16 protein-coding genes, 2 tRNA genes and 1 pseudogene are annotated in these 14,256 nt (G+C 68.4%); 3 read left to right on the top strand and 16 right to left on the bottom strand.

The genetic code is table 11. From position 1 onward, the window contains the following. Nucleotides 1-20: 20 nt before the first annotated feature. The 10 genes and pseudogenes from B3349_RS00220 to B3349_RS00175 all read right to left on the bottom strand — a co-directional run bounded on the left by B3349_RS00220 (nucleotide 21) and on the right by B3349_RS00175 (nucleotide 8,956). Nucleotides 21-431 carry a copper-binding protein gene (locus tag B3349_RS00220; protein WP_291585365.1) on the bottom strand — a complete coding sequence of 137 codons (411 nt, stop codon included), beginning with the start codon at nucleotides 429-431 and terminating at the stop codon, nucleotides 21-23. A 17-nt stretch (nucleotides 432-448) separates the two neighbouring features. Further along, complete coding sequence (locus B3349_RS00215) at nucleotides 449-949, bottom strand: DUF411 domain-containing protein (protein WP_291585363.1); 501 nt, start codon at nucleotides 947-949, stop codon at nucleotides 449-451. A 22-nt stretch (nucleotides 950-971) separates the two neighbouring features. Further along, nucleotides 972-1,480, bottom strand: a pseudogene (locus B3349_RS00210) (cupredoxin domain-containing protein). Nucleotides 1,481-1,494: 14 nt separating this feature from the next. Beyond that, the gene (locus tag B3349_RS00205; RefSeq protein WP_291585361.1) at nucleotides 1,495-2,886 is read right to left on the bottom strand and encodes a multicopper oxidase family protein; all 1,392 of its coding nucleotides are present in this window, start codon (nucleotides 2,884-2,886) and stop codon (nucleotides 1,495-1,497) included. Nucleotide 2,887: 1 nt separating this feature from the next. Next, a complete protein-coding gene (locus B3349_RS00200; protein ID WP_291585359.1) occupies nucleotides 2,888-4,324 on the bottom strand; it encodes a TolC family protein in 1,437 nt (478 codons plus the stop codon). Further along, the gene (locus B3349_RS00195) at nucleotides 4,321-4,749 is read right to left on the bottom strand and encodes a hypothetical protein (protein ID WP_291585357.1); all 429 of its coding nucleotides are present in this window, start codon (nucleotides 4,747-4,749) and stop codon (nucleotides 4,321-4,323) included. The genes B3349_RS00200 and B3349_RS00195 overlap by 4 nt, the downstream gene beginning before the upstream one ends. A 94-nt stretch (nucleotides 4,750-4,843) precedes the next feature. Next, a complete protein-coding gene (locus B3349_RS00190) occupies nucleotides 4,844-5,389 on the bottom strand; it encodes a hypothetical protein (protein ID WP_291585355.1) in 546 nt (181 codons plus the stop codon). Between the two features lie 101 nt (nucleotides 5,390-5,490). Further along, nucleotides 5,491-5,682, bottom strand: coding sequence for a hemin uptake protein HemP (gene hemP, locus B3349_RS00185; protein WP_291585354.1), 192 nt, complete (start codon nucleotides 5,680-5,682; stop codon nucleotides 5,491-5,493). 154 nt (nucleotides 5,683-5,836) lie between these two features. Then, a complete protein-coding gene (locus B3349_RS00180) occupies nucleotides 5,837-6,493 on the bottom strand; it encodes a DUF6198 family protein (protein WP_291585352.1) in 657 nt (218 codons plus the stop codon). A gap of 336 nt (nucleotides 6,494-6,829) precedes the next feature. Then, complete coding sequence (locus tag B3349_RS00175; protein ID WP_291585350.1) at nucleotides 6,830-8,956, bottom strand: heavy metal translocating P-type ATPase; 2,127 nt, start codon at nucleotides 8,954-8,956, stop codon at nucleotides 6,830-6,832. 39 nt (nucleotides 8,957-8,995) lie between these two features. Between B3349_RS00175 and B3349_RS00170 the strand changes: the two genes are divergently transcribed. Further along, nucleotides 8,996-9,451, top strand: a complete 456-nt coding sequence (locus tag B3349_RS00170; protein WP_291585348.1) for a Cd(II)/Pb(II)-responsive transcriptional regulator — start codon at nucleotides 8,996-8,998, stop codon at nucleotides 9,449-9,451. 184 nt (nucleotides 9,452-9,635) lie between these two features. Continuing rightward, nucleotides 9,636-10,343, top strand: a complete 708-nt coding sequence (locus B3349_RS00165) for an HAD family hydrolase (protein ID WP_291585346.1) — start codon at nucleotides 9,636-9,638, stop codon at nucleotides 10,341-10,343. A gap of 78 nt (nucleotides 10,344-10,421) precedes the next feature. On the opposite strand, the gene B3349_RS00160 is transcribed toward B3349_RS00165, so the two are convergent. The 3 genes from B3349_RS00160 to aat all read right to left on the bottom strand — a co-directional run bounded on the left by B3349_RS00160 (nucleotide 10,422) and on the right by aat (nucleotide 12,818). After that, complete coding sequence (locus B3349_RS00160; protein WP_291585344.1) at nucleotides 10,422-11,219, bottom strand: IclR family transcriptional regulator; 798 nt, start codon at nucleotides 11,217-11,219, stop codon at nucleotides 10,422-10,424. Between the two features lie 79 nt (nucleotides 11,220-11,298). Continuing rightward, a complete protein-coding gene (locus B3349_RS00155) occupies nucleotides 11,299-12,066 on the bottom strand; it encodes an arginyltransferase (RefSeq protein ID WP_291585342.1) in 768 nt (255 codons plus the stop codon). Continuing rightward, complete coding sequence (aat, locus tag B3349_RS00150) at nucleotides 12,063-12,818, bottom strand: leucyl/phenylalanyl-tRNA--protein transferase (protein ID WP_291585340.1); 756 nt, start codon at nucleotides 12,816-12,818, stop codon at nucleotides 12,063-12,065. Before aat ends, B3349_RS00155 begins: the two co-directional genes overlap by 4 nt. 209 nt (nucleotides 12,819-13,027) lie before the next feature. Between aat and B3349_RS00145 the strand changes: the two genes are divergently transcribed. Continuing rightward, nucleotides 13,028-13,372, top strand: coding sequence for a hypothetical protein (locus tag B3349_RS00145; protein ID WP_066533432.1), 345 nt, complete (start codon nucleotides 13,028-13,030; stop codon nucleotides 13,370-13,372). Nucleotides 13,373-13,463: 91 nt separating this feature from the next. Here the strand turns inward: B3349_RS00145 and B3349_RS00140 are convergent. The 3 genes from B3349_RS00140 to B3349_RS00130 form a co-directional block, all read right to left on the bottom strand. After that, nucleotides 13,464-13,539 (bottom strand) — tRNA-Asn (locus B3349_RS00140). Nucleotides 13,540-13,585: 46 nt separating this feature from the next. Further along, a tRNA-Asn gene (locus B3349_RS00135) sits at nucleotides 13,586-13,661 on the bottom strand. 84 nt (nucleotides 13,662-13,745) lie between these two features. Further along, entirely contained in the window at nucleotides 13,746-14,198 is a 453-nt protein-coding gene (locus B3349_RS00130) for a YbaN family protein (RefSeq protein WP_291585336.1), read from the bottom strand. Nucleotides 14,199-14,256: the final 58 nt, after the last annotated feature.

The following is a 14,256-nucleotide window of genomic DNA, read 5'->3' as shown; positions in this document are numbered from 1 at the left end:
CACCGACCGCGCGGTGCGGTTCAGTGCGCGGCTTCGATGTGGGTGATCAGCAACTGGCCCTGGGAGTCTTCCGCGTGAAAGCGCACCTGGTCGCCCGGTTTGAACTGCGCCAGCTGCGTGCGGTCCTGGAGCACAAACACCATGGTCATGGCGGGCATGCCCAGATTGGTGATATCGCCGTGGCGGATGGTGAGTCGGGCGCTGCGGGCATCGACCCGGGTGATTTCACCGGAGGTCAGCAGCGAGGAAGTGTCGGTCGCTGCTGCAGGGGCATCAGCCGCCACCGCGCTGTGGGCGCCATGCTGGCTGTGGTCCATGGGCGCCGCCGCACCCTGGGCCTGGGCGTTGCCCCAGGCCAGGCCCAGAATCAGCAGCGCAGCGCCCAGGGCCGGTGTGCGGCTGGGAAGGAAAGTGGAGGGGGAGAAGAACATGGCAGGTCCTGGGTGCATCAACGGTAGCTGGAGAAAACGCGGGTGCCGACGCCGCTGCCCATCAGGTTCTGGGTGACCAGCAGCACATCGAACGGGTCCTTGCGGCCGCCGTATTCGGGGCCGTCCATGCCGGGGCTGCCCACGGGCATGCCGGGGACGGTGATGCCCAGCGCCTTGGGCTTGTCCTTGAGCAGCTTGAACACATCGGCCGCAGGCACATGGCCTTCGACCAGGTAGCCGCCCACCAGCGCGGTGTGGCAGGAGCCCAGGTTCTGCGGCAGGCCCAGCTTGGCGCGCACGGCGCTGTTGCCGCTGTCGTGCACGGTCACGGCAAAGCCGGCTTTTTCCATCAGCGCGATCCAGTCCTTGCAGCAGCCGCAGTTCGGGTCTTTCCAGACTTCCATCGGCGTCCTGGCGGGTGAGGCAGCCAGTGCGGGCAGGCTGGCCAGACCGGCAGCGGCGGCCAGCAGGCCCAGGGCGTGGCGGCGGGTGGTGCTGGTGGTAGTAGTGGTATGCATGGTGTGTCCTTTGTCGAGAGGGTTATTCGGTGACCGTGAAACGGCCTTGCATGCCGGCCTGGTAGTGGCCGGCAATCAGGCAGGCAAAGTCAAAGCTGCCTGCGCGGTTGAAGTTCCAGACCAGCTCTTCGGTCTGGCCCGGGGCCACATGGGCCATATAGGGCTCGGCGTGCTCCATGCCGGGGTACTTAGCATCATCTGGGCATGCATGTCCAGCGAGGCCCGGGTGCCCAGCACCGCTTCGTGCATCACCTGGCCCTGGTTGACCACGCGCAGGCGCACGGTTTCGCCCCGCTTCACCTGGAAGTGGTCGGGCGTGAAGCGCATGTCATCCGTCATGGCCAGGGTGATGGTGCGCCGGGCATGCTGGCCTTCGCCGGGCAGGCCCCAGTCTTTCTGCACCGGGCTGGGGGCGGGGCGGCTGGCATCGGGCGCCGCATGGGCGTCCGTGCCGTGGGCCCAGGCCGGGAAGGCGCCTGCAGCCGCGCTGGCGGCCAGTACCAGGGCCGCCATGCAGGGAAATGTCTTCATGGGTGGTGTTCCTTTCAATGCGCATGGCCTGCCGCCGGGGGCAGGGATTCCGGTTTGTGCACGGTGGCAGCACCGGGGGCCGTGCCCGGTGCGGTCTGGCGCGGGGCCTGGGCATCCAGCGGGGCGCCCTGCCATTCATAGGCCACCGTGCCCTTGGGGTAGCGGTACCAGCCCGGGTCGCGGTAGTCGTTGGCCCCCAGCTGGCTGCGCACCTTGAAGGTGGTGAACATGCCGCCCATCTCGATGTTCCCGAACGGCCCCTGGCCCGTCATCATCGGGAAGGTGTTGTCGGGCAGCGGCATCTGCATGGATCCCATGTCGCCCATGCCGCGCTCGCCCATCAGCATGTAGTCGGGCACGATCTTCTGGATCTTGCCCACCAGACCCTGGTGGTCGACACCGATCATGGTGGGCACACCATGCCCCATCGCTCCCATGGTGTGGTGGCTCTTGTGGCAGTGCAGCGACCAGTCGCCCGGGGCATCGGCCACCAGCTCCAGCTGGCGCATCTGGCCCACGGCCACATCGGTGGTCACCTCCGGCCAGCGCGCCGTCTGCGGCACGGGGCCGCCATCGGTGCCGGTCACTTCGAACTCGTGGCCGTGCAGGTGGATGGGGTGGTTGGTCATGGTCAGATTGCCCACGCGGATGCGCACCCGGTCCCCCAGCCTGGCCACCAGCGGGCTGATCGCCGGGAAGGCGCGGCTGTTGAAGGTCCAGATATTGAAATCCGTCATCTCGTTGACCCGGGGTGTGGCGGCGCCGGGCTCCACCGCGTAGGAGGCCAGCAGAAAAGCGTAGTCGCGCTGCACCTCGGCAATCAGCGGATGCCGGGCCTTGGGGTGGGTGATCCACAGGCCCATCATGCCCATGGCCATCTGCACCATTTCATCCGCATGCGGGTGGTACATGAAGGTGCCGGGGCGGCGCGCCTCGAACTCGTAGACAAAGGTCTTGCCGGGCGGGATGGCCGGCTGGTTCAGGCCGGCCACACCGTCCATGCCGTTGGGCAGGCGCTGGCCGTGCCAGTGGACGGTGGTGTGCTCGGGCAGGCGGTTGGTGACAAAGATGCGCACCCGGTCGCCTTCCACCACCTCGATGGTCGGCCCCGGGGACTGGCCGTTGTAGCCCCACATGTTGACGAAAAAGCCGGGCGCCACTTCGCGCACCACGGGCTCTGCCACCAGGTGGAATTCCTTGACCCCGGCGTTCATGCGCCAGGGGCAGGTCCAGCCGTTGAGCGTGACCACCGGGTGGTAGGGGCGGCCGTTGGGGGGTGTGAGCGGCGCAGCGGTGTCGGCGCTGGCCTGGATCACGGGCTCGGGCAGCGTGGCCATGGCCACGCGGCTGACGGAAGCGGCGGCCACGGCTGTGGCGGCACCAGTGAAAAAGGATCGGCGTTGCATATCAGTGGCCTGCCTCGGTGGTGGCAGCAGGCGCTGCGCTGGGGGGGACGGGGGAGGGTGGGGTTCCGGGCGAGGTGCCCGTCAGCGCCAGCTGCAGGTCCACATCGGCCAGCCAGAAATCGCGCTGGGCCTCGGTGGCGGTGGCCACCGCCTGGGCGGTGCTGCGGGCCTGTGCCAGCAGCTGCCAGACGCTGATGAACATGCCGTTGTAGCGGTACACGGCTTCGTCCTGCATGAACTGCGCCAGCGGCACGGCTTCGCTCTGCTGCTGCAGGGCCAGGTCATAGGCCGTGCGGTAGCGCAGCCAGTGGCTGCGGGCCTCGCTGCGGGCGCGCAGCGCGGTCTCACGCAGCTGCGCGGCATTGCGCTGCAGGGCGGAGCGGGCGCCTGCGCTGGCCGCACCGCCCCAGTCGAACAGCGGCAGCGGCAGCTCCAGCTCCCAGCCGCGCGTGATGTCGTCATGGCCGCTGGCGCGTTCGGTGCTGGTGTTGCGGCTGTAGCTGGCGCCGATATCACCGAACACCGCCCCTACGCGGGCGAAGCCATTGCGTTCGGCCGTGGTGTCCAGCTCGCGGCGCAGGGCACGCAGGTCCAGGCGCTCGCGCAGGGCCGTGGCTTCGGCATCGTCGCCGGCGCGCAGCGCGGCGACTGCGGGCAGCGCCGGCAAAGTGGCCGGCAGCACAAAGTCGGCCTGCGTGCCCCACAGGCCCATCAGCCGGGCCAGTTGCTCGCGCTCCAGCGCGGCATTCAGGCGGGCGCGGGCCAGGTTGGCGGCGGCGTCCTGCTGCGCGCGCAGCTCCTGGGCCTGCTCCAGCTTGCTGAAGTTGCCCACGCGCGCCATGCGCCGGGCCAGCTCGCCACCGGCGGCAGCGGCTTCGTGCAGGGTCTGCGCCGTGTGCAACTGCTGCTGCGCGGCCACGGCGCGCAGCCAGGCGCGGCGCGTGTCGGCGGCATGCAGCAGCACCTGCTGGGCGGTGGTCAGCGTGGCCTGTTCCAGCTGCCAGCCCTGCCAGCGGGCACGCCAGGGCAGGGTGATCAGGCTGACCAGGCCAAAGCTGAGCTGGCGCTCGATCTCGCGTTCCTGAGCGTTGACAAAGCGGCCCAGCGTGAGCGTGGGGTTGGGCAGGGTCAGCGCCTGTACGCGCTGGGCATCCTGCACACCCAGCGCGGCCACCTGGGCTTCCAGGGCCGGGCTGTTGAGCAGGGCGATGCGCACGGCGGTGTCGGCGTCCACCGGCTGCTGCAGCCAGGCCGCCATCTGCGCACGGGCAGCGGCACGGGCCTGGGGGGCGGGGTCGGCCAGTTGGCTGCCGACGGGCAGGCGGTTTTCCGTATGGGCCGTGACAGCGCTGCGCTGACCGTCCGGCGCCACGCTGGCGCAGCCGGCCAGCACCAGGGCGGTCAGCAGCGGGGTGAGGCGAGTCAGACGCGGGCTCATGGCTGGCCTCCGTGGTGGTGGCCGTGGTGGTCACCTGCCGCAGGTGCTGCAGTGGGCGCAGCCGGGGCGTGCTGGTGGTGGGCAGACCCGGCGGGCATGCTGCCCGCCTGGGCTTTTTCCCGCTGCAGCACATCGGCATGGCCGCGCGGAAACTGGGCAACGGCGGCATTGGCGGCCTGCCAGGGCGTGCTGGCCTGCTCCACACCGCCGCTGGCGGGCAGGGGCTGGTGCTGCAGCGGCCGGCTGGGGGCCGTGGGTTGCAGCCAGTCCGGCAGGGGGGAAGGCGGGGGCGCCACAGCGCCCGGGGTTGTGCCAGCGCGATCCGCAGGGGCGGGCGGGACGGTCTGGGCCCAGACGCCGGGGGACAAAGTGGTCAGTGCGGCAACCGCCACACACCAGGGGGTGAAAGAGTGCGCAAAGCGCATGCAAAGTCTCCTGCAACGTGACAAACACGGCGTCCTGCCGGGCGGTGTGCACAAGGCCACCGCGCGGCTGCGGACGCACTTCGGGCGTCAGGTCTCAGGAGATGGGGGGTTTGGATGCCTGCAGCGGCTGGGCACTGGCAAAGCGTGCAGCGCCGCCCACGGGCTGTGCGTGGGGCGGGGTGTCGTTCGCGGCCAGGGGCAGCGACATGGGCGAGACGGCCGAATGGCAGACCACACAGGCGGCGCAGGGCGCGCCATGGCTGTGCTCGCAGCTGGAAACAGACTGCGCGCCCGGGGCCGCACACCGGTCCGCCGCTGTCAGCGTGGCATGCAGGTCGGCGCCGCCAGGGGGCGCCACTGTATCCCCTTCTGCATGCGCAGCGTGGTGCCCATGCGCCGTGCCAGGGGAATCCGCCTGCGCGGCGCTGGAAATGGGGGAAGACAGGGAGGCGGAGGAGGAGCCGTGGTCCATGCCCGGCATGCTGTGGTGCACGGCCGCAGCGCTGGCACCCATGGCCGGCAAGGTGCCCATGGCCATGGCATCGCCCGCCAGACCCCGCAGGGCCAGCAGAACCACCAGGAAAAAGGACAGCATGCGGCGCATGCAGGGAATGATACCGCCCGCGTCGGGAAGTTCCACGGTCGGGGTGATCGGGGCGGTGGGCGCGGGCCGCACGGCAAAAATGGGGCGTGGTGCCCGGTGCGGCAGGCCGGATCCAGCCAGGGGGGCGGACCGTCGGCTTACTTGGTCAGGATCAGCTTGCCCAGCTTGGTGGCCTGCAGGCGATAGGTGGAGCCGTTGTGCACGATGGTGACGGCCTTCTGGCCTTGCAGCAGCTCGGCGCTGTCCAGCTGCATATGGGCCGGGGACGCGGCCACGGGCAGGATGGAGGTGGCGGAAGAAGTGGTGCGCAGAGCGGGCTGGGTGTGCATGGTGGGATCCCGAAACGGTTGAGTTGTGCGAATGATAATAATTCTTATTTGATAACGCAACCACCCTGCTGACAATCGGGCTTTGTTGCGGCTTGTCCCACAGCCGCCGCCTTCACGTCAGGGCCGCCAATCCCCACTGTGCGACCGTTCCGGCTCACACCACCTGGTAGCGCCCCGGACGGTGGTTCATGGTCAGTGCCAGGTTCAGCGTGATGGCGGCCACGATGGACCAGCCCACGCGCGAGGGCTCCACCGTCACGCAGGCGGCCAGCAGGATCAGGCAGTCCAGCGCCATCTGCACCTTGCCGGCGCGCCAGCCGTAGCGGTCCTGCAGGTAGAGCGCCGCAATGCCGATGCCGCCCAGGCTGCCCCGGTGGCGGAACAGCACCAGCATGCCCACACCCAGCAGCAGGCCGCCCGCAATGGCCGCGTACAGCGGGTGCAGCGGGCCCAGCTGCATCACATGGGGCTGCAGATCGGTCAGCAGCGACAGCAGCAGCACGGCGGCAAAGGTCTTGAGGGTGAAGGCCCGGCCCATCTTCTTCCAGGCCAGCCAGTAGAACGGCAGGTTCAGCGCAAAGAACAGCTGGCCTATGGGCAGGTCGGTGGCGTAGTGCAGCACAAAGGCCAGGCCCACCATGCCGCCGGTCAGCAGCTTGGCACCCGAGCACAGGGCAATGCCCACGGAAATCAGCGTGCAGCCGGTGAACAGCGCGGCAGCGTCTTCCACCAGCGTGTGGGGCACGGCCGGCGTGGGCGGAGCGGGAATGGTTGGTGTCACGGAGGCCGTGGCAGGGCGTGGCGCGGGCATGGCAGAGGCAGTGTGAAACAACAGCGCAGCCAACCGGGCCAGGGCCGCCGTCGGCCCTGCGCCGTACCGCCGGATGGCCCCGGCGGCGTGGAACACACAAAGCCCCCGGACTGCAGCAGCAGGGCGGGGGCCAGGGAGAGCGGGCGGACAGCGGCCCGAAAAGCGGCTGTACCGCAGCTTTTCGGGTCAGATTGGTTGCTATGTGATGGATAGCGATTCGCAAAAGTTTAGCTGCCGCTGCACGCAGTTTTCATGCAAAACGCAGCGCGGCCACCGCGGCCGTGGCCTGGGGGCGACAGCGCGGGCCGCCGCCCATGCAGGAACCTGTCCACCCCATCAACCGCGCCAGCGGCGCAGCCGCAGGCCGTTGGCCACCACCAGCAGGCTCACGCCCATGTCGGCGACCACGGCCATCCACATGGTGGCCATGCCGGCCACGGCCAGGGCAAAGAACGCGGCCTTGATGCCCAGGGCCAGGCCAATGTTCTGCCACAGCACGGTATGCGACTTGCGCGAGAGGCGGATGGTCTCGGGAATGCGGCGCAGGTCATCGTTCATCAGCACCACATCGGCCGTTTCCATCGCCATGCCGGTGCTGTGGCGCCCGCCCATGGCAAAGCCCAGGTCCGACTGGGCCAGGGCCGGTGCGTCGTTGATGCCGTCGCCCGTCATGCCGGTGGGGCCCACCTCGCGCTGCAGCACGGCCATGGCGTCCAGTTTGTCCTGGGGCAGCAGGCCGCCGCGCGCATCGGCAATGCCGACCTCGGCGGCAATGGTCTGCACCGTGGCCTGGTTGTCGCCGCTCAGCACCACGGGCGCCACGCCCAGGGCCTGCAGCTGGGCTACGGCTTCGGCCGCCTGGGGCCGCAGCGGATCGGCCACGGCAAACAGGGCGCGCACGGCCTGGTCGTCGGCCAGCAGGGTCACGGTACGGCCCTGGGCCTCCTGCGCCTCCAGCACGGCTTCCTGCGCCGGGGTGGACAGGGACTGCTCGCGCGCCCAGCGCAGATTGGCCAGGGTCCAGCGCTGGCCGTCGATGTGGGCCTGCACGCCCCGGCCGGGCAGGGCCTGCAGCGCCTGCACCGCATCGGCGCCCGTGCCGGCGGGCAGGCCGGCGGCAATCGCCCGCGAGACCGGGTGGTCTGAACCACTGGCCAGTTGCCAGGCGGTGCGGGCCAGATCGCCGGGCTGGGAGGCGGCGGCATCGACGGCCTGCCAGTGCACCAGGGCCGGACTGCCGCTGGTCAGCGTGCCGGTCTTGTCCAGCGCAATGGCGCGCAGCAGGCGTGCGGTTTCCAGCGAACGGCCACCTTTCATCAGGATGCCGCGCTGCGCCGCGGCGGTCAGCGCGCTGACCACGGTGACGGGCGTGGACAGCACCAGCGCGCAAGGACAGGCAATCACCAGCAGGGCCAGCGCCTGGTAGAGGGCGTTGTGCCAGGTCCAGCCCAACAGCCAGGGCGCCAGCACCGCCAGCAGCACCGCCAGCACCAGCACGATGGGGGTGTAGACCTGGGCAAAGCGGTCCACAAAGCGCTGCGTGGGTGCGCGTGTGGCCTGGGCCTGCTCCACGGCGTGGACGATGCGCGCCAGCAGGCTGTCGGTGGCGGGCGCCGTCACTTCCATGGTCAGCTGTCCGTGCTGGTTCACGCTGCCGGCAAACAGGGCATCACCCGGGGCCTTGTCGGCCAGCGCACTCTCACCGGTGATGGGCGCCTGGTTGACGCTGCTCTCGCCCTGCACCACGCTGCCGTCCAGTGGCACGCGGGCGCCGGGGGCAATGCGCACCCGCGCACCCAGGGCCACACGGGCCACGGGGGTGGCGGCCACACCGCCGTCGGGCTGCAGCACATCGGCGGTTTCCGGCGCCAGCTGCAGCAGGTTGCGTATGGCCTGGCGGGCGCGGTCCATGGCCTGGTCTTCAATGCGTTCGGCGGCGGCGTACAAGGCCATGACCATGGCGGCCTCAGGCCACTGGCCGATCAGAAAGGCGCCGGTCACCGCCACGGCCATCAGCGCGTGGATGCCCAGCCTGAAGCGTGCCAGGTCTTTCAGCCCCGCCTTGTACACCCCCAGGCCCGACAGGCCGATGGCCACTACGGCCAGGGCCATGCCGCCATAGCCCAGCCAGGCGTGCAGGGCTTCGCCCCAGTGCGCGGCCTCGGCCAGCACGGCCAGCACCAGTGCCGCGGCAATGCGCGGCCAGCCCGGCAGCACGCCGTGGTCGTGGCCGGCATGGGCGTCGGCAGCGGCATCCGTGCCGCTCTCGCCGTGGTGGCCGTCGTGGCGGTGGTCGTGGTCGTGGTCCGCATGCTCGCCGTGGTCATGGTCATGGTCATGCCGGGCGGGGCGCGCTGCGCCCTGTGGGGGGATGGAGGGAAAGGGCTGGGGGGCGCAGCTGCCGCCTCCGCAGCCGCAGCTGTGGACATAGGCCTCTTCGTGGCGCGGGTGGTTCTTGCTCATGCGATGATTGGAAACCTGAAACCCACTTCAAGGTCAAGCATGTCCCAGTATCGTATTGGTGAGGCCGCGCGGCTGTCCGGTGTCTCGGCCGCCAACATCCGCTATTACGAGCGCGAAGGCCTGGTGCGGCCCAGCGGCCGTGCCGAAAACGACTACCGCTTCTTCACCGATGCCGATCTGCACCGGCTGCGCTTCATCCGCATGTGCCGTGCGCTGGACATGTCGCTGGACGAGGTGCGCACCCTGCTGGCGCTGGACCTGAACAGCAAGGAAGACTGTTCGGCGGCCAACGCCACGGTCAACGGCCACCTGCAGCATGTGCGCGAGCGCCTGCACGAGCTGCAGATCCTGGAGCAGGAGCTGCTGGCGCTGCGCGAGCGTTGCGACGGCAGCGACGCCCACTGCCACATCATCGAAGCGCTGCACGCCCAGGCCGATGCGCCGCTGGAAGAAGTCCGCCCCCCGGCGGCCGGCGCCAGCAAGCGCCACGTCTGACTTACCGCTGAGGGTGCACCAGCACCGCAGTGCCGCGCGCGGGTATGGGTGGCACTGCCACGCGGGCGTCATGTTGCAGTGCAAAATTGACCATGGATGCGTGGCGGCGCGCTGCCCACCGGCGGTGGGGGCCAGCGCCCGCGTCCGCCCATGTTTTCAACCCATGACAGGAGGGGCGCTGCCCATGTCCATGCCGCAATGGCCCGTGCAGTGGCACCAGGTGAAGGCCTGGGTCTTCGATCTGGATGGCACGCTGCTCGACAGCCGGCCCGACATTCTGGCCGCCGCCAGCGACACCTTGGTGGACTACGGCCATGCCCCGCTGCCGGCGAACTACCAGCTGCCCAATCTGTTCGGCACCGCCGGAGAGCTGGTGCGCGACGTGTTCGTGGAGCGCGGCTACCCTGCACCCACCGATCTGGTGCGGCTGCGCGCCGAGTTCGAAGCCCACTACGCCGCCTGCAACCCCAGCCAGGCCCGCCTGTACGACGGCGTGCTGGAGTGGCTGGACTGGGCGCGCCAGCAGGGCGTGGCGCTGGGCGTGTGCACCAACAAGCTCGAACGCCTGGCGCGCGACGGCATGCAGCAGCTGGACATTGCCGAAGGCTTTGGCGCCATCACCGGATCGGACACCTACGGCGTGGCCAAGCCTTCGCCCGAGCCGCTGCTGCGCACCCTGGCGCAGCTGGGCGTGGCCCCGCAGGAGGCGCTGTTCTTTGGCGACACCCATGCCGACGCCGCCTGCGCCCAGGCGGCCGGTGTGCGCTTTGCCTGGCACAGTGTGGGCTATGGCGATGCCCGGGTGCAGGCCCTGCCCCAGGTGCTGCGCTATGCCGGCTACAGCGAACTGCTGCACCAGGTGGGGGCTGAGCACCCCATCCCGTCTTTGTAAAAGCAAAAAGCAAGGGCCTCAAAGCCCAACGCCCTGCAGGGCAGGGCGTTGTGGCAAGGTCCCAGACGTCGGGACGGTTTACAGATCGCGGCGGCGGTCGCCCGGGAAGCCCAGCGAGGCCGAGATATCGTGCGCGGCCTGCTGCAGCTTGGGCAGCCAGCCCTCGTCCAGTCGGTCGGCGGGGGCAGAAATCGACAAGCCGGCCACCAGTTTGCTCTGGTCGTCGTAGATGCCGGCGGCCATGCAGCGCACCCCCAGCTCCAGTTCTTCGTTGTCGCGGGCAAAGCCGTATTGGCGGGCCTTGGACAGTTCCTGCTCCAGCGCATGCAGCTGGGTGATGCTGTTGTGGGTGTTGCCGGCCAGACCGGTGCGCATGGCGTAGGCCCGCACGCGCTGGGGGTCGTCGGCCGCCAGGAACAGCTTGCCGTTGGACGTCAGGTGCAGTGGCGCATGACCGCCGATGGCGCGCACCACCTGCATGCCCGAGCGTTCGCTGTAGGCGCGCTCCACATACACAATCTCGTCGCCCTGGCGCACGCTCAGGTTCACCGGCTGGTGGATCTGCTTGTGCAGGGCGCGCATCGGGCCCAGCGCCGCTTCGCGCACGCTCAGGCGGCCCTTGACCAGATTGCCCAATTCCAGAAAGCGCATGCCCAGGCGGTAGCTGCCCGACTCCGGGCGGTCCACAAAGCGGCCGATGGCCAGGTCGTTGAGGATGCGGTGGGTGGTGGAGGGGTGCAGTCCGGTCTTTTCGCTGATTTCCTTCAGGGAAACCGCTTCTTCGCGCGAGGCCAGGACATCGATCAGGATGAACATGCGCTCCAGCACCTGGACGCTGGGCTTGGCAAGGGAATCGTGATCGGTCTTGTTGGTCATGGGCTCTTGTTATGCTGCGTTGGGCGGATTCTATGCCGCGTTTGCGGCACCGCACAAAAGATATGCCGGTGCGCGGCGCTCAGTCCGGGGTGTGGGGTCGCTCGGGTGACGTCTCGACCCGCTCCCACAGCTGGTCGTGCAGCACCTCGTGGGGCAGAAAGAGTGCTTTGTAGCGCATCTTGGCGCTTTGTGCGATCCAGTAGCCCAGATACAGATACGGCAGGCCCATGCTGCGCGCCTGCGCAATCTGCCACAGCACGTTGTAGGTGCCATAGCTGGCGGTGGCGTCGGGTTCGTAGAAGGTGTAGACGGCCGAGATGCCGTCGTCCAGTGCATCCAGGATGGACACCATGCGCAGCACGCCGGGCGCATCGCCCACGGCGGGCTCCCGGAATTCCACCAGGCGGGAGTTGACGCGGCTTTGCAGCAGGAACTGGGTGTACTGGTCCACGCTGTCGTGGTCCATGCCGCCGCCGCTGTGGCGGGCGTGCTGGTAGCGCTGGTAGAGGGCGTAGTGCTCGGCCGAATAGCTCAGCCGCTGGATGCTGGCCTCCAGCCGGGCATGCTGCTTCCAGGCACGCTTCTGGCTGCGGTTGGGCTGGAACTCATGGGTCAGCACCCGCAGCGGTACGCAGGCGCGGCAGCCGCGGCAGTAGGGCCGGTAGGTGAACATGCCGCTGCGCCGGAAACCCTGGGCCACCAGCTCCGAATAGATGCCGGTCTGGATCAGGTGGCTGGGCGTGGCCACCTGCGAACGGGCTTCTTTGCCCTCGATATAGCTGCACGGGTATGGCGCCGTGGCATAGAACTGCAGGGTGTGCAGCGGAAGATCGTTCGGATGCGTCATGCGGAATCAACAGAGGACGACAAGATGGCATCCCAGTATACGGAATGAAACCGCCAATCCATATCCGGCTGCTTGCGCTGGCGCCCCACCTCGATCAGGAACAGGCTGCGGGGGATCTCCTGCGCCCCCAGCGACGCCAGGTGGCGCGTGGCCTGCTGGCAATCGATCTGCGTGGCGCCTTGGTGGCGGCACAGGCCGACCAGCGCCGCCAGCGCAATCTTGGAGGCGTCGCTGGCATGGGCGAACATGGATTCGCCGAACACCGCGCGGCCCAGTGCCACGCAGTACAGGCCGCCCACCAGCTGGCCGTCGATCCAGGTTTCCACGCTGTGGGCCTTGCCCTGGCGGTGCAGCGCCGTGTAGGCCGCCACGATGCGGTCCACGATCCAGGTGCCGTCCTGGCCGGGGCGCACCGTCTGGGCGCAGTGGCGCATGACCTGCTCGAACGCGGTGTCGATGCGCACCTCGCAGCCCGGCGTTTTGCGGAATTTCTTCAGTGTCTTGCGCAGCGAAGGGTGCAGGCGAAAATTCGCCACCTGCAGCACCATGCGCGGATTGGGGGACCACCAGAGCACGGGCTGGCCTTCGCTGAACCAGGGAAAGATGCCCTGCGCGTAGGCAGTCTGCAGGTTATCGGCATCCAGCCGTCCGCCGGCGGCCAGCAGGCCGGGCAGGGGATCGTCCAGGCCCCAGGCGCTTTGCACAGGGGGGAAGACATCGTTTTCCGAAAGCCAGGGCAACTGGTGGGTCATGGCTCAATCAATTCTGCTCAATCAAATCGTCACACAGAACACGTGCTCAGGTTTGTACGCTGTGTGCAGTAGTGGGGTAAGGGCTGTTCCTACAAATGCAGGTGCGGTCAAGGGACAAGACAGCCGGTCGGCCAACCGTATGCTGGACCTTATCGCTTCTGGCAGTTGTCGGTATGCTTGTGTTAGGAAATTGTGAAGGAGTCCAGCTTATGTTCTTCCGCAAAATTTTCAGTGGCAGCTTGACGGAGCCGCGCTATATCCGTCGTACCCGCGCCTACCTGGAGGAAGCGCGGATGGCCATGCTGGAGCACTCCATTGCGGCAGAGCACTACCAGTCTTCGGCCGACATGTATGCCGAGCGTGCCCGCCGGCTGGAAGCCGAACTCGAACACTGGGAAGCGCAACGGGACGCAGAGCGCGATGCGGCCCGCAGCAAGCGCAATGGTGAAGAGGGTGTGGCGGCAACCAAGCAGATGGGAGCGCCCAAGCTGGAAGCGGCGCCGGTGGTGGCCCCTGCACAGCCAGCAGCAGTGGGCATTGTGCGGGCGGCGTAGGCCGCAGGCGCTGCGGCGGCATAGGGTGCGGTGTTGGGCCGTGCGCATGCGCCAAAGAAAAAAGGCTTGCATTACTGCAAGCCTTTTCATGTGGCTCCCCGACCTGGGCTCGAACCAGGGACCTGCGGATTAACAGTCCGTCGCTCTACCGACTGAGCTATCAGGGAACATTTCGGTATGGCTGCGTGCGATTGCGCAACCAGATCAATTCTGTGGCTCCTCAACCTGGGCTCGAACCAGGGACCTACGGATTAACAGTCCGGCGCTCTACCAACTGAGCTATTGAGGAACAAGACCTAGATTATATACATAGAAAAAATACGCTCCGGACAAAGCGCTACAAAAAATCAAAAGACCGCCTGGGGCGACCCTTTCAGGGCTCGGGGCGGCACCACAGCCAAGCCAGCACGCAGGCCATGCAACCGCAGGCCAGCCAGCGCACCCACAGCGGGGTGGGCGCCAGCCACAGCACGGCGGCGCACAGGGTCATCATGATGCTGGCGCTGTATTTGGCCCGGCGGCTGACCTTGCCCCCGTTGCTCCAGTTGACCAGCATGGGTCCGAACAGGCGGTGCTGCCACAGCCAGCGGTGCAGGCGCGGGGAGCTGCGGGCCGCCGCCCAGCCGGCGATCAGAATGAACACCGTGGTGGGCAGGCCGGGGATGAAGACCCCGGCAATGCCCAGGGCCAGGCTGGTGACGGCCAGCGCACGCAGAAGAAGGCGGACCAGCCAGTGGGCCACAGGCTGGTGGGGCGGTGGCGCGGCAGGCGGTGAAACGGAATCGGAATCGGGCACGGAAACAGCGGTCAGCAGGGATGTGGGCATTGTGCATGGGTTGCACGGCCTGGCGCTATGCTTTGTCCCATTCCCGCTGCGGTTCCGC

The organism is Comamonas sp. UBA7528 (genome assembly GCF_002479375.1).
Taxonomy (GTDB): Bacteria; Pseudomonadota; Gammaproteobacteria; order Burkholderiales; family Burkholderiaceae_C; genus Comamonas.
This window is presented reverse-complemented; position numbering and strand designations above follow the sequence as displayed.

Coding starts and splice junctions, on each gene's coding strand:
- B3349_RS00220 (WP_291585365.1), bottom strand. CDS start 431: ATGTTCTTCTCCCCCTCCACTTTCCTTCCCAGCCGCACACCGGCCCTG.
- B3349_RS00160 (WP_291585344.1), bottom strand. CDS start 11,219: ATGACCAACAAGACCGATCACGATTCCCTTGCCAAGCCCAGCGTCCAG.
- B3349_RS00170 (WP_291585348.1), top strand. CDS start 8,996: ATGTCCCAGTATCGTATTGGTGAGGCCGCGCGGCTGTCCGGTGTCTCG.
- B3349_RS00215 (WP_291585363.1), bottom strand. CDS start 949: ATGCATACCACTACTACCACCAGCACCACCCGCCGCCACGCCCTGGGC.
- B3349_RS00145 (WP_066533432.1), top strand. CDS start 13,028: ATGTTCTTCCGCAAAATTTTCAGTGGCAGCTTGACGGAGCCGCGCTAT.
- B3349_RS00175 (WP_291585350.1), bottom strand. CDS start 8,956: ATGAGCAAGAACCACCCGCGCCACGAAGAGGCCTATGTCCACAGCTGC.
- B3349_RS00200 (WP_291585359.1), bottom strand. CDS start 4,324: ATGAGCCCGCGTCTGACTCGCCTCACCCCGCTGCTGACCGCCCTGGTG.
- B3349_RS00180 (WP_291585352.1), bottom strand. CDS start 6,493: ATGCCCGCGCCACGCCCTGCCACGGCCTCCGTGACACCAACCATTCCC.
- B3349_RS00195 (WP_291585357.1), bottom strand. CDS start 4,749: ATGCGCTTTGCGCACTCTTTCACCCCCTGGTGTGTGGCGGTTGCCGCA.
- aat (WP_291585340.1), bottom strand. CDS start 12,818: ATGACCCACCAGTTGCCCTGGCTTTCGGAAAACGATGTCTTCCCCCCT.
- B3349_RS00205 (WP_291585361.1), bottom strand. CDS start 2,886: ATGCAACGCCGATCCTTTTTCACTGGTGCCGCCACAGCCGTGGCCGCC.
- hemP (WP_291585354.1), bottom strand. CDS start 5,682: ATGCACACCCAGCCCGCTCTGCGCACCACTTCTTCCGCCACCTCCATC.
- B3349_RS00155 (WP_291585342.1), bottom strand. CDS start 12,066: ATGACGCATCCGAACGATCTTCCGCTGCACACCCTGCAGTTCTATGCC.
- B3349_RS00165 (WP_291585346.1), top strand. CDS start 9,636: ATGTCCATGCCGCAATGGCCCGTGCAGTGGCACCAGGTGAAGGCCTGG.
- B3349_RS00130 (WP_291585336.1), bottom strand. CDS start 14,198: ATGCCCACATCCCTGCTGACCGCTGTTTCCGTGCCCGATTCCGATTCC.